Origin of the sequence: Dyella flava (assembly GCF_016904955.1) — a bacterium.
GTDB classification, from domain to species: domain Bacteria; phylum Pseudomonadota; class Gammaproteobacteria; order Xanthomonadales; family Rhodanobacteraceae; genus Dyella_B; species Dyella_B flava.
Genome location: NZ_JADIKE010000029.1, coordinates 113140 through 125459, shown reverse-complemented (window position 1 = coordinate 125459; position 12320 = coordinate 113140). Strand labels below are relative to the sequence as shown.

14 protein-coding genes are annotated in these 12320 nt (G+C 60.8%); 5 read left to right on the top strand and 9 right to left on the bottom strand.

The features are described 5' to 3' along the window. Positions 1-2 precede the first annotated feature (2 nt). The 3 genes from ISP19_RS05425 to ISP19_RS05415 all read left to right on the top strand — a co-directional run bounded on the left by ISP19_RS05425 (position 3) and on the right by ISP19_RS05415 (position 1300). Positions 3-368 carry a VOC family protein gene (locus ISP19_RS05425; RefSeq protein ID WP_204680339.1) on the top strand — a complete coding sequence of 122 codons (366 nt, stop codon included), beginning with the start codon at positions 3-5 and terminating at the stop codon, positions 366-368. A 141-nt stretch (positions 369-509) separates the two neighbouring features. Continuing rightward, a complete protein-coding gene (locus tag ISP19_RS05420; RefSeq protein ID WP_204680338.1) occupies positions 510-875 on the top strand; it encodes a VOC family protein in 366 nt (121 codons plus the stop codon). Positions 876-919: 44 nt separating this feature from the next. Next, positions 920-1300, top strand: coding sequence for a VOC family protein (locus ISP19_RS05415; protein WP_204680337.1), 381 nt, complete (start codon positions 920-922; stop codon positions 1298-1300). 35 nt (positions 1301-1335) lie between these two features. Here the strand turns inward: ISP19_RS05415 and ISP19_RS05410 are convergent, their stop codons facing one another. The 6 genes from ISP19_RS05410 to zwf form a co-directional block, all read right to left on the bottom strand. Beyond that, positions 1336-1707, bottom strand: coding sequence for a nuclear transport factor 2 family protein (locus ISP19_RS05410; protein ID WP_204680336.1), 372 nt, complete (start codon positions 1705-1707; stop codon positions 1336-1338). Between the two features lie 122 nt (positions 1708-1829). Beyond that, a complete protein-coding gene (locus ISP19_RS05405; protein WP_204680335.1) occupies positions 1830-3413 on the bottom strand; it encodes a S10 family peptidase in 1584 nt (527 codons plus the stop codon). A 207-nt stretch (positions 3414-3620) separates the two neighbouring features. Then, the gene (gene eda, locus ISP19_RS05400; protein ID WP_204680334.1) at positions 3621-4274 is read right to left on the bottom strand and encodes a bifunctional 4-hydroxy-2-oxoglutarate aldolase/2-dehydro-3-deoxy-phosphogluconate aldolase; all 654 of its coding nucleotides are present in this window, start codon (positions 4272-4274) and stop codon (positions 3621-3623) included. A 76-nt stretch (positions 4275-4350) separates the two neighbouring features. Beyond that, positions 4351-6162 carry a phosphogluconate dehydratase gene (edd, locus tag ISP19_RS05395; RefSeq protein WP_204680333.1) on the bottom strand — a complete coding sequence of 604 codons (1812 nt, stop codon included), beginning with the start codon at positions 6160-6162 and terminating at the stop codon, positions 4351-4353. Positions 6163-6315: 153 nt separating this feature from the next. Continuing rightward, the gene (pgl, locus tag ISP19_RS05390) at positions 6316-7017 is read right to left on the bottom strand and encodes a 6-phosphogluconolactonase (protein WP_204680404.1); all 702 of its coding nucleotides are present in this window, start codon (positions 7015-7017) and stop codon (positions 6316-6318) included. Next, positions 7014-8501 carry a glucose-6-phosphate dehydrogenase gene (gene zwf, locus ISP19_RS05385; protein ID WP_204680332.1) on the bottom strand — a complete coding sequence of 496 codons (1488 nt, stop codon included), beginning with the start codon at positions 8499-8501 and terminating at the stop codon, positions 7014-7016. The genes pgl and zwf overlap by 4 nt, the downstream gene beginning before the upstream one ends. A 456-nt stretch (positions 8502-8957) precedes the next feature. On the opposite strand from zwf, the gene ISP19_RS05380 reads away from it, so the two are divergent. Continuing rightward, entirely contained in the window at positions 8958-9710 is a 753-nt protein-coding gene (locus ISP19_RS05380) for a GntR family transcriptional regulator (protein WP_204680331.1), read from the top strand. Between the two features lie 102 nt (positions 9711-9812). Here the strand turns inward: ISP19_RS05380 and ISP19_RS05375 are convergent, their stop codons facing one another. Next, on the bottom strand, positions 9813-10430 hold the full coding sequence (locus tag ISP19_RS05375) for a hypothetical protein (protein WP_204680330.1): 618 nt from the start codon (positions 10428-10430) through the stop codon (positions 9813-9815). Positions 10431-10672: 242 nt separating this feature from the next. Between ISP19_RS05375 and ISP19_RS05370 the strand changes: the two genes are divergently transcribed. After that, positions 10673-10936 carry a UTRA domain-containing protein gene (locus ISP19_RS05370; RefSeq protein ID WP_204680329.1) on the top strand — a complete coding sequence of 88 codons (264 nt, stop codon included), beginning with the start codon at positions 10673-10675 and terminating at the stop codon, positions 10934-10936. Positions 10937-10981: 45 nt separating this feature from the next. On the opposite strand, the gene ISP19_RS05365 is transcribed toward ISP19_RS05370, so the two are convergent. Both ISP19_RS05365 and ISP19_RS05360 read right to left on the bottom strand, forming a co-directional pair. Next, positions 10982-11590, bottom strand: a complete 609-nt coding sequence (locus ISP19_RS05365; protein ID WP_204680328.1) for a LysE/ArgO family amino acid transporter — start codon at positions 11588-11590, stop codon at positions 10982-10984. After that, positions 11587-12315, bottom strand: a complete 729-nt coding sequence (locus ISP19_RS05360) for a B3/B4 domain-containing protein (RefSeq protein ID WP_204680327.1) — start codon at positions 12313-12315, stop codon at positions 11587-11589. The genes ISP19_RS05365 and ISP19_RS05360 overlap by 4 nt, the downstream gene beginning before the upstream one ends. Positions 12316-12320 lie beyond the last annotated feature (5 nt).

Sequence of the window (12320 nt, the reverse complement as noted above, 5' to 3'; positions counted from 1 at the left end):
GTATGATCCTTGGACTGCGCACTGCGATTTATCCGGCCAACGATCTGACCGCCGCCAAACAGTGGTACGCGCTGCTGCTGAACCAGCAACCCTATTTCGACGAACCCTTCTATGTCGGTTTTCAGGTCAGCGGCTTTGAGCTCGGGCTGGTACCTGACGCACAAAGCGGCACCGGCGGTCCACAACCCTTGTGGGGCGTCGCCGATATCACCGCCGCTTATGCGAAGTTGCTGGAACTGGGTGCCAAGCCGCTTGATCCCGTGACCGATGTAGGCGGTGGCATCAAAGTGGCGGCTGTGATTGATCCTTTCGGCAATCGCTTCGGCATTATCGAAAATCCTCATTTCGATCCGGCCAACGTCCGATAGCGCCAAGCATTCCTCACTCGGCCGAATACACACAGTGAGAAAGGCAAGCGCCCGGCGTGAAGCGTTCGACACCTGACTTCCGTCCAGGCGGCCTTGCTTCACGGCGGAAGAACAGCCATACGTTGCATACTTCGCGGCGCCATGGAAAAAGTGACCGGCATTGGTGGATTGTTCTTTCGCGCGGCTGACCCCGAGCGCCTGGGCCGGTGGTACAAACAGCATCTGGGGATCGAACTGATTCCGGCGGATTATGGGCAGCAACCATGGCGGCAGGAGGCGGGTCCAACGGTGTTTGCGCCGTTTCCGCAGGACACGCCCTATTTCGGCCGCGAGTATTGCCAGTGGATGGTCAATTTCCGGGTCAGGGATCTGAACGCGATGGTATTGCAGCTACGCGACGCGGGACTTACGGTGGAAGTGAATGCGCAGTCGTACCCGAATGGCCGGTTTGCGCGACTTTACGATCCGGAAGGCAACCCGATAGAACTGTGGGAGCCGCGAGGCTAGCGGACAACCGAGGATAACGCTGAACGGCTGAGGAGCCGTATCGCATGGCAACGATCGACCACATCATCGTGCCCGTCAACGATCTGCAAGCGAGCGTGACTTTCTATACGCAGATCCTTGGATTTGCGCCGGCGGGCAAGGATGGGCCGTTCACCCTCATCCAGGTCAGCCCCGGCTTTCTGCTACTGCTGCATACACAGCGCACCGATGGTTTTCAACACTACGCTTTCGCGATGTCGCGCACCGAGTTCGACGCGGTATTCACGCGCATCAAGGCGGCAGGCATGGCCTACGGCCCGAGCTTCGATTCGGTCGGATCGAACTCGGGCGTTGGCCAGGAAAGAGGTGCGCGCGGTGTTGCACCGACGATTTATTTCAACGACCCGAATAACCATCTGCTTGAGATCAGGACTTACGAGGATTAGGCGAGGCGCGCCATGCATGGTGCGCCTCGGCCAGATCAATCGCTGTGATCGGCGATGTAGATCAACAAGCCATCACGCTCGCGAAATTCACTGCGCCCCGGCATGGCGATACGTTGTCCGGCACGTACGCCGTTAGGCAGGTCGATCGCAAAGGTGCCTTCGAAAAAGACCTGCACATGCGCCGTGCCGGCGGCTTCGCTGTAGCCGGTGATGGTCTGACGGCGTGCGGAGAACAACCCGCGCGAACTTTCGGCGAGGTGACGCAGTTCGTCGATGCCGATCGTGCGCACGCTAAGCGTGCCCCCCGTGTAGTTTTCGAAGATGACTTCACGATGGATAGTGACAAGCATGGCGTCGACGTCCATACGGTTGTAGGCGTCGATGTAGCGGTCGATAAGGGCACGCATGGGGAAGTCTCGCGGTAAGGCGAGGCAAGGATACTTCGATTGACTTAAGGAAGCGCAGTCCTTCGGGGTGTTTCCCGCCGGCCGTGATCCCGGCAAAGGCCGGGATCACGGTGAGGACATGCTCAACGCTTGACGTTATCGGTCTGCTCGATAAAACGCGCCACGTTGTCGTGCAGCAGCTTCAGCGACGGCTCGTTGGCGTAGACCATATGGCCGGACGGATACCAGGCGTAGCTGATGTTGTTCATCAGCGCCGGCTGCACGGGCAGATGATGCATTTCGTAATCGGCGGCAAAGAACGGCGTGGCGAGGTCGTAATAACCACCGTTGAGCAGGACTTTCAGGTTCGGATTGGTTTTCATGGCCATCGCCAGATCGGGCATCACGTTCACGGCGCCGTCGTGGCCATCGTGCTTGAAACCCCATTCGGTCATATCGGTGGCAAATTCGCGATAGGTCTGATTCTGGCCGAACTTCAGATCCTTGCGCACGTAGTCGTTGAACGCGGCGATGTAAGCGGAACTGATCGCTGACGACTGTGGATCGTATTGCGCTTCCTTGCTCAGCGGGTCCAGCGAGGGACCGGAGAAACGCGTATCCAGGCGGCCGGTAGTGTCGTCGCTATCGCCCAGCAATTCGTGCTCGAACATGCCACCGGTGACACGCAGATTGGCCTTGAGCAGATAGTCGACCGGCAGACTGGTGTACTGATGCAGCTTCTCGGCAATCGCCTGCTTGCGCGCGTCGTCAAGACGCGAGCCGGCCATCAGGGCCTCGGCATACTCGCCCAGTGCGAACTGCTCCACTTCCTGCAGGAACGGTTGCAGCTCCGCCGGTTGTTGCGGCAGCTTGTGATGGTAGTAGGCCGTGGCGGCATAGGTAGGCAGGGCGAGTTCGTAAGGCAGGTCGATGCCGGGGTTTTGATCGGGGCCATCGATGCTGGTGTCGAAATTGAGGATCTGCGACAGCAGGATCACCCCATTGAGATCGACGCTGTCTTCGTTTTCCAGATCGTTCGCCACCACCGCCGAACGGGTGGTGCCGTAACTCTCGCCGAACAAATACTTCGGCGAATTCCAGCGGCCGTAGCGCGACAGGAACTGGGTGATGAATTGCGCGAAAGCGTGGCCATCGCCATCGACACTGTAGATGTCCTTGCGCCGGTCTTTCATCTGCTCTTCGCGCTTGGACGCGTCAGGATCGTTGGCGATCAGGCGGCTGAAGCCGGCACCCGGCGCATCGATAAATACCAGGTCAGACGCATCCAGCAGGCTGTAGTCGTTGTTGACCAGTTGATAGGGCGCGGCCGGTGTGTGGCTGTCATCGCTGGTGATGACACGACGCGGACCGAACGCGCCCATATGCAGCCATACCGTCGCCGAGCCCGGACCGCCGTTGTAGATGAAAGTGATCGGCCGCTTGGACGCATCCACGCCTTTCTTGAAGTAGGCGACGTAGAACATGCTGACGGTGGGCTCGTTTTCCTTCTCGTTCTTGCCGTGCAGCACGATGGTGCCGGCCGCCGCCTGGTATGAAACGCGTTTGCCTTCGACCGACACCGAGCCTTCACTGAAGGAAGCTTGCGGATGCAGCAAGGCTGCGTCGGGCGTCGCGTCTTCCGGTGTCGTTTTGTCCTTCTTGTCTGCGGCGCTGGCAGTACCGAGCAGGAGCGCGGCAAGGGCGATAACGAGCGGAAGCTTACGCATGGACTGAGATTCCCGGAGGCAGGCACAAGGCGCCGACCGCCAAGCTTAGGCAGGCGTGATGGGGGTTGCGCAGCCCAGAAGTCATGTGCGCGCGGACGCGGGGTAGGGCGCAAGCATGTGCGCGGTTTTGAGAACCGGTAAGACCTTGTCGCAGCGCCTTGCGACAACACCAGGTCCCGGCTTGCGGGACAACGGCAGTAGTGTGATTTAAGCGACGACGCCTTTGAGCAACGCCGCTTCACGCGCCAGCTGCTCGATGCCGCTCCAGTCACCGCCCTTCAGCTTGTCGTTCGGGGTAAGCCAGGAGCCGCCGACACAAAACACATTGGGCAGGGCGAGGAAATCCGGTGCGCTGGTCAGCGAGATGCCGCCGGTCGGGCAAAAACGCAGCTGCGGCAGCGGACTGGCCCAGGCACCGAGTAATTTCGCACCGCCCGCGGGCACCGCGGGGAAAAACTTCAGATAACGATAGCCGCGTTCGAGCAGGGTCATCGCCTCGCTTGCCGTGGCAGCGCCCGGCAGCAAGGGCAGCGCGCTGTCATCAGCCGCCGCCAGCAGGTTCGGCGATACACCCGGCGACACGGCGAAGCGTGCACCGGCCTGTTCTGCGGCGTGGAAGTCTTTCGGTGTAAGCACCGTGCCGACACCTACCACGGCACCTTCCACTTCAGCGGCAATGGCGCGAATCGCATCGAGCGCGGCGGGCGTGCGCAAAGTCACCTCGATCGCAGGAATGCCACCTGCGACCAGCGCACGCGCCATCGGCACGGCATGCCTGGCGTCGTCGATGATCACCACCGGGATCACCGGCGCGAGACGCATGGTGGCTTCGACTTGCTGCTGCTTGGTTTCGATGTTCATGCTAAGCGCCTAATGATTCCGAATGTTTCTCATAACCGTCATGCCATCTCCACGTTGCGGAGATGGCGTAAAAAAATCACAGCACGCCGGCACCTAGATCGGCGGCCATCGCATTGCGACGAAACATGCCAAACAGTTCACGGCCCATGCCGCGCTGGTGTTTCGACAAATCCTCGATCGCATGCGTACGCGAGGCGAATTCGCTCGCATCCACCAGCACGTCCAGCTGGCCATGCTTCGCATCGAGACGGATGATGTCGCCGTCGCGGATCTTGGCAATCGGACCGCCGTCATCCGCTTCCGGCGTTACATGGATCGCCGCCGGCACGCGCCCGCTGGCGCCGGACATGCGGCCGTCCGTCACCAGGGCGATGCGGTAACCGCGATCCTGCAACACCGCCAGCGTCGGCGTGAGCTTGTGCAGCTCCGGCATGCCAATCGCACGCGGCCCCTGGAAGCGCACCACCGCAATGAAATCGCGGTTGAGTTCGCCGCGGTCGAAGGCACGCTTGATGTCGTCCTGATCGTGGAACACCACGGCCGGCGCTTCGATCACCAGACGATCATCCGGCACCGAGGACACCTTGATCACCGCGCGGCCAAGATTGCCGTGCACCATGCGCAGACCGCCATCGGGACGGAACGGCTCATCCACGCCACGCAACACGCCACGGTTGCCGCTTTGCTTGAGCACCGGCATCCAGATCAGCCCGCCGTCTTCGTCCAGTGTCGGCACCTGGTTGTAGTCGGCCATGCTGCCGCCGGTGATGGCGCGCGCATCGCCGTGCAGCAGGCCGGCGCTGAGCAACTGATCGATCAGGAAGCCCATGCCGCCGGCTTCGTGGAATTGATTCACGTCGGCATAGCCATTCGGATACACGCGCGCCAGCAAGGGCACGACCGACGACAAGGCGTCGAAATCTTCCCAGCGCAAGGCAATGCCCGCCGCCTGCGCGATGGCGACCAGATGCAGCAGATGATTGGTGGAGCCACCCGTGGCGTGCAGGCCGATCACGCCGTTGACGATGGCGCGCTCATCGATGATGTGGCCGATCGGCAGGTTTTCGGCGTGCTTGCCCAGCGCGGCGCTACGGCGCACGGCTTCGGCGGTGAGTGCGTCGCGCAGCGGCGTATCCGGCGCGACGAAGCTCGCTCCCGGCAGGTGCAGGCCCATGATCTCCATCAGCATCTGGTTGGAGTTGGCCGTGCCGTAGAAGGTGCAGGTGCCGGGCGCGTGATAGGAACCGGCTTCCGCTTCCAGCAATTCGGCGCGGTTGGCCTTGCCTTCGGCATAGGCCTGGCGCACCTTCGATTTCTGTTCGTTGCTGATGCCGCTGGGCATCGGGCCGCTGGGCACGAACACACCCGGCAAGTGGCCGAAGCTCAGCGCGCCGATCAGCAGGCCCGGCACGATCTTGTCGCAGATGCCCAGATACAAGGCGCCGTCGAACATATCGTGAGAGAGCGCAACGGCAGTCGCCATCGCGATCAGATCACGCGAGAACAACGACAGCTCCATGCCGGAACGCCCTTGCGTGACGCCATCGCACATCGCCGGCACGCCGCCGGCCACCTGGGCGGTGAAGCCTGCATCGCGCGCAATCGCGCGGATCAAGGCCGGATAGCGCTCATACGGTTGATGCGCCGACAGCATGTCGTTGTACGCGGTGACAATACCGATATTCGGCGCATGTCCTTCGCGCAGCGCGGCCTTGTCATGCGTGCCGCAGGCGGCAAAGCCGTGGGCGAGATTGCCGCAGGAGAGGCGCGCGCGATGCGTGCCTTCGATGACGGCATCGTTGATGTGATCCAGATAGGCCGCGCGCGTGTCGCGGCTGCGTTCGCGCAGACGCTCGGTGACTTCGGCAACGACGGGATGCAAACTCATTTCAGACTCCAGCCGAGCAGACTCGGCGTTGCGATAGTGACAAGCCGGCCAAACGGCATGTCTGCGATGAGGCAAGCACATGCCTCATCGTTATTCCCGTAAAAACGGGAGTGACGTCCGCCCTGGATGCAGCTTCGGAAAATCCCAGTCGTTTCACGGACACCAATAGATATTCAGTGGCCTTGCGGCGCGCAGCACGCTGGCAATCGGCAACTCGCTGCCCGGCTGTTCGGCCTGATCCAGCACCACGCGCTTGTCGTCGCCCTGGATGTGCAGATAAAGCGTCTGCGCCTGCAACAACTCGCGCAAGGTAAAGGTGATGCGCGGCTCGCCCGCGCCCGGCGCACGCATCGGCAGGACCTGCGCGGTATTGGACACGTCGAGCGCCTCGCCGAGGCGGTCGCCGCCGGGGAAAAACGATGCGGTGTGACCATCCGGCCCCATGCCGAGCACCACCACGTCGAACGGCTGCTTCAAGGCGTTGACGCGTGCACGCACTTCGCCAATGCCCGCTTCCGGCGTGGCCGTTTCCACGTACAGCGGCACGAACTCCGCATCCGCCGCCTGGTGCTGCAACAACAACGCTTCGACCATGCGCGCATTGGAACGCTCGTCGCTATCCGGCACCCAGCGTTCGTCGACCAGCGTCACGGTGACGCGCGACCAATCCAGCAGCTCGTGGGAAAGTGCTTCGAACAGACGCTTGGGCGTGCTGCCACCGGACACCGCGATCAGTGCTTCACCGCGCGTATCGATGGCCGCGCGCAAGGCATCGGCGATGCTTGATGAAAGCGCGTTGGCGAGTGCCTGCCCGTCGTCAAACGCATGAAGTTGTTGCTGCGCGGCGGACACTATTCGAAATCCTCATCCCAGGTGCGGCCATCGCGCTCGATCAAGGCCACTGCCGCGCTCGGCCCCCAGGTGCCGGAGGTGTACGGACGCGGTGCTTCGCCGCTGCCGGCCCAGGCCGCCAGGATCGGGTCCGCCCAGCGCCATGCCGCCTCGACTTCATCGCGGCGCATGAACAGGGTGGGATTGCCGCGCACCACGTCCAGCAGCAGACGCTCGTAGGCATCCGGTTGCTGCACGCCAAACGCTTCGGCAAAGCTCATGTCGAGCGGTACGTGACGCAGGCGCAAACCGCCCGGCCCCGGATGTTTGATCGTGAGCCAAAGTTTCACGCCTTCATCGGGCTGCAGTCTGAGCACCAGGCGATTCTGCGCCAGCGGGCCGGCAGAGGCGGTGAAGATGGAATGCGGCACCGGCTTGAACGCCACCACGATTTCCGACACCCGATCGGCCAGGCGCTTGCCGGTGCGCAGATAGAACGGCACGCCGGACCAGCGCCAGTTGCCGATCTCAGCCTTCAAGGCGACGAAGGTTTCCGTGTTGGATTTCTCCACCTTCACCTTGCTGTCGGCATTCAGGTCTTCGATATAGCCAGGCACGCTACGGCCTTCCGCCGCGCCGGCGCGATACTGGCCGCGCACGGTCAGCTGGCTCGCATTGCTGTCGTCGATCGGCTTGAGCGCGTGCAGCACTTTGAGCTTTTCGTCGCGCACCGCATCGGGCGACAGCGACGCGGGCGGCTCCATCGCCACCATGCACAGCAACTGCAGCATATGGTTCTGCACCATGTCGCGCAGCGCGCCGGCATGGTCGTAATACGGGCCGCGCCGGCCCACACCCAGCGTTTCGGCCACGGTGATCTGCACATGATCGATATGGCCGGCGTTCCACAGCGGCTCGAACAGCGCATTGCCGAAGCGCAGCGCCAGCAGGTTCTGCACGGTTTCCTTGCCGAGGTAGTGGTCGATGCGGAAAGTCTGCGATTCGGCAAACACGCTGCCGACGTCGTCATTGATGCGGTTGGCGCTGGCCAGATCGTGGCCGATCGGCTTTTCCAGCACCACGCGCGATTCGCACTTGTTGAGTCCGTAGTGGCCCAGGCGCTGGCAGATGTCGACGAACAGGTCCGGCGAGGTGGACAGGTAGAACACCCGCACGTGATCGGGGCATTTGCCCATCAGCTTGGCGAAATCGTCCCAGCCATCGTCCTTGCGCGCATCCAGCGAACGGTAATGCACCTGCTTGAGGAAGGCGTCGACCTTGCCGGGGTGCGATTCCGCCGCGCCATTTAGCGCGGAACGGATCTGATTGCGGTAGCCGTCGTCGTCAAGCGCTTCGCGGGCCACGCCGATGATGCGGCTGCCCTCGAGGATCTGGCCGTCAGCGAAGCGATGGAACATGGCAGGGAGCAATTTGCGGACGGCAAGATCGCCGGTGCCGCCGAAAATGACCAGATCGAACTGATCGACCGGTTGGGCAGGTGCAGTCACAACTCACCTCAATGCAATGCGGGGGGCCACGGGGGTGCAGCCGCCGGGGAGCCCTGATCGTACCAATGACATACCAGGCAATACCAGTCCTTTGTGACTTGCAATCGTATGCAAAATTTTCCTAAGCGCTCCGATGCCTGCGAATCCCCCTGTTGTACAAGTGGTTAGGCATTGGTATGGTGCATGGAGCCTGTTCGAGGTCTCCGCGTAGCCCGCGTTGTACCTGAGCGGTTGCCAGGCGGCAGTGCATGGCGCAGCGCCTGACCGGCCGTCAGGTCAAGCCGCGCGCTGCCGCCTGGCGACCGCTCAGGTACAACCCGAAGGGCTGGATCTATTTGCCTAAATGACTGCGTCACCACCCAATCTGGTATCGACTACATCCATGCGCCATCTCGCCACTTTCGTGCAAACAGCTTCCGGCGCGGGCCACGCGGCGACCTTGAGCAGGCTCTAACTATGCAAAATGCCCTGGCCGACGAATACCGGCGCCTCAGCCGCGACACGACCACCCACCAGCCGCTGGCCTACCTGCGGCTGCGCCGGGCCATCCGTAATGTCATCCAGCACCGGGATATCGAACCAGGCCAGACCCTGCCCAGCGAACGGGATTTATCGCAGGCCCTGGGCCTGTCCCGGGTCACCGTGCGCAAGGCCATTTCCGGTCTGGTCGAGGAAGGCCTGCTGACCCAGCGCCACGGCGCCGGCACTTTCGTGGCCGAGCGCATCATCAAGCCGATGTCGCGCCTGACCAGCTTTACCGAAGACCTGCGCGCCCGCGGCCTGCACCCGCGCTCGGAGTTTTTCGAGCGCAGCGTGGGCGAAGTGACCCCGGAAGAATCGATGGCGCTGAACCTGTCGCCCGGCGTGCTGGTGGTCCGCCTGCACCGCGTGCGCTACGCCGAAGACGAACCGCTGGCGATCGAACGCACCGTGGTGCCGGCCAGCGTGCTACCCGATCCGCACGAAGTGCACGACTCGCTTTACGAAGCGCTGGAAAAGTACAACTGCCGACCGGTTCGCGCACTACAACGGCTGCGCGCGGTGCTGCTGGGGGCGCGGCAGGCGCGGTTGCTGCATGTCACCGCAGGCAGCGCCGGATTGCATATTGAACGTCGCGGGTTTCTGGAAGACGGCCGCGTGGTGGAGTTCACCACGTCCTGGTATCGCGGCGATATTTACGATTTCGTCGCGGAATTGCAGACCGATTGATCCGCCTGCCGCGGCTCGTCATGGGTCAACTTCGCTGCTGTGCGGCGGGCCGACCGAAGCCGGAATCCCAGTCAAATGTGCGCGAAGCGTCGAACAGAAAACTCATGCTCGGCTATAGGCACGCGCGCGAAGATCGCGGTCGCGCGTTTTTGACTCCTCATCACTGGACCGAGTCTCATCACGAGACCATCCACAACGCACCGGCTGCTCGAACAGGAGCGGCGCCCCGTCATTATTGAAGGTGCCTTGAACCGGAGCCAGGTGGCTGGAGGCCGTTTCTCGTCCATACCTATCGTAAGTGCGTCTGTCCAACGTCACCTTATAGTCGACCGTTCTTGTCTTGCCGTCCTTCGATGGCTTGATCGTCCAATGGAGCTCCCTTCGGTTGATGATGGTGCCGCCATTGAAAGTCTTGAACGTCGAAGTTTTTATCATGAATGGGTGGTTCTTTCCCGGCTGGTCCTGTCCGACGGTGGTCAGCTCCTTGAAAGAACCATCCGCGCTGGTACACAACTTCGTTGTCGAAGCGACTTCATCCGAACTTTCCTTCGTGCCACGCGGAGATTCGAAGCCCGGCCCTGGAGACACGGAATAGGGCTTGTTGTCATTGGCAGGCGCAGAAGCATGATCCTGCGGATACTCGTGCTGGTCAGTCGCGCACGCGGGCGGGTAACTCGCACCACTTTGAGCACCGTAGTCACAGTTGCAGCGATCATTCATAGCAAATCCTCGTTATCGTCATCGGCATTTTTTTACGTAAGGTGCGTATCCATCGGCACCCATTCCATCGAGTTGACGGCCATGCCCGTTCCGGCCCGCGCGATGCGCGGCTGATGTAGCGACGACCGCTTGACCACATTGGCATGTCACTCACCCCAGAGTGGGTTATGGGTGTATCGCCGGAAAATCGATGATTGGCTCAAGACATCGGAAGAATTGATGGCAATCAAATTTTCACTCGCATGCTGCCCGATCCGCACGAGGTGCACGACTCGCTTTACGAGGCGCTGGAAAAATGCAACAGCCGACCGATTCGCGCCCTGCAACGGCTGCGCGCTGCATTGCCGAGGGCGCGGCAAGCGCGCTTACCGCACGTCACCCCAAGGAGTGCCGAATTGCACATTGAACGTCGCGGCTTTCTGGAAGACGGTCGGGTGGTGGAGTTCACGACGCCCCGGTATCGCGGCAATATCCACGATTTCGTTGCCGAGTTGCAGGCCGATTGAATAATCACATTCCGCCACCTTTCAAAATTGCTGCCTGCACGATGGTTATTTCCCCATCACCAGCTTAATGGCCAGCGCCCACATCGTCACAGCGATGACCGCCTCAAGCAAACGCCAAGATACTGGCCTTATAAACACTGGTCTCAGATAGGTCGCGCCATAACCGAGTGAGAAGAAGAACAAAAACGACGCCGTAATTGCCCCCGCTGCAAATGCGGGCTCAAACCCGGGAAAACGTGTCGAAATTGTTCCGATAAGCATGACCGTATCTAGATAGACATGCGGGTTGAACCATGTGAGAGAAAGGCAGGTTAAAAGAGTCGGCCACAATGCCGTAACGGCGACGTCACCCATCGCCAATGCCTCTTTGGACCGTAGCGCGGACATAAGACTCCGTGCGCCGTAGCAAAAAAGGAAAGTGGCTCCACCATAGCGCATGAGCGGATCGAGCCATGGTACGCGGTCAATAATCACGCCAAATCCCGCTACGCCTACGCCAATCAGGATTGCATCCGACACTGCGCATGCCAGGCACACTGCCAATACATGTTCGTTCCGCAATCCCTGCCTAAGCACAAAAGCATTTTGGGCACCTATCGCCAAAATCAGGCTTAGCCCCACAGTCAAGCCGGTCGAGTAAGCCTCGCTGATCATGAAGTCACACACTCCCCGCACGGATGCTGCCTGCTGTATCGGATGCATGGCGAACAAACTGCGCGCAGCGAGGACAGGTTTGATCGCATTGCGCCTATAGCTGCAAGCGATGCAGCTGCCTGCATGATCGTATTTGCTTCACTAAAGAAGATTGCTTGCCGCGTCGTTTCCGTCAAACAATAATCGCGGGAATCACGGTGATTGAATGCCCAGCAAGCAATGTCGTTTTCTACTGCATAAACAGCTATATCCGGCTTCAAAGGGAACGCTTCCGGTTGGCCACCTAGCGGGCTGAAAATGTCCTTTTTCGGATCCAGCATGCGCACACGGATCGACCCGCTCCGAACCTTATCCATGTCATAACCGCCGATTGGTGCATAACAGCGGATCGAGAACCCGTTGTAGAAGTCGACATGCTTAAGTCCTGTCTGCCAGAGCCCCCATCCTTTTTTCGCGCGCCGAAGAAGTGATTCGACACTGGCATGGTAAACGGAAGGCTTCAGCCCCATCGTTCGATAAACCTCTCGCCACGATGAAATAATGGGTAGTTCTGACAACGGCCCCACTCCCATTGCAAGGGACATATCCGCGGGCACTGGGTGCACCGCTTCAATATCGATATGGCAGATTGCATCGTCGTACCCATTGACCAATAGGGCGAAGACCTGCAGATCCGGAAATATTGAAAAGACATCCGGCACTATTTCGATTTGAGGATATTGCATGCGCA

What these genes read in the sequence shown, in the direction of transcription:
- ISP19_RS05410 (WP_204680336.1), bottom strand. Translation starts at nt 1,707, where the DNA reads ATGCGTGCCCTTATCGACCGCTACATCGACGCCTACAACCGTATGGAC.
- ISP19_RS05415 (WP_204680337.1), top strand. Translation starts at nt 920, where the DNA reads ATGGCAACGATCGACCACATCATCGTGCCCGTCAACGATCTGCAAGCG.
- ISP19_RS05370 (WP_204680329.1), top strand. Translation starts at nt 10,673, where the DNA reads ATGCTGCCCGATCCGCACGAGGTGCACGACTCGCTTTACGAGGCGCTG.
- edd (WP_204680333.1), bottom strand. Translation starts at nt 6,162, where the DNA reads ATGAGTTTGCATCCCGTCGTTGCCGAAGTCACCGAGCGTCTGCGCGAA.
- ISP19_RS05425 (WP_204680339.1), top strand. Translation starts at nt 3, where the DNA reads ATGATCCTTGGACTGCGCACTGCGATTTATCCGGCCAACGATCTGACC.
- ISP19_RS05420 (WP_204680338.1), top strand. Translation starts at nt 510, where the DNA reads ATGGAAAAAGTGACCGGCATTGGTGGATTGTTCTTTCGCGCGGCTGAC.
- ISP19_RS05365 (WP_204680328.1), bottom strand. Translation starts at nt 11,590, where the DNA reads ATGATCAGCGAGGCTTACTCGACCGGCTTGACTGTGGGGCTAAGCCTG.
- ISP19_RS05380 (WP_204680331.1), top strand. Translation starts at nt 8,958, where the DNA reads ATGCAAAATGCCCTGGCCGACGAATACCGGCGCCTCAGCCGCGACACG.
- ISP19_RS05405 (WP_204680335.1), bottom strand. Translation starts at nt 3,413, where the DNA reads ATGCGTAAGCTTCCGCTCGTTATCGCCCTTGCCGCGCTCCTGCTCGGT.
- ISP19_RS05360 (WP_204680327.1), bottom strand. Translation starts at nt 12,315, where the DNA reads ATGCAATATCCTCAAATCGAAATAGTGCCGGATGTCTTTTCAATATTT.
- eda (WP_204680334.1), bottom strand. Translation starts at nt 4,274, where the DNA reads ATGAACATCGAAACCAAGCAGCAGCAAGTCGAAGCCACCATGCGTCTC.
- ISP19_RS05375 (WP_204680330.1), bottom strand. Translation starts at nt 10,430, where the DNA reads ATGAATGATCGCTGCAACTGTGACTACGGTGCTCAAAGTGGTGCGAGT.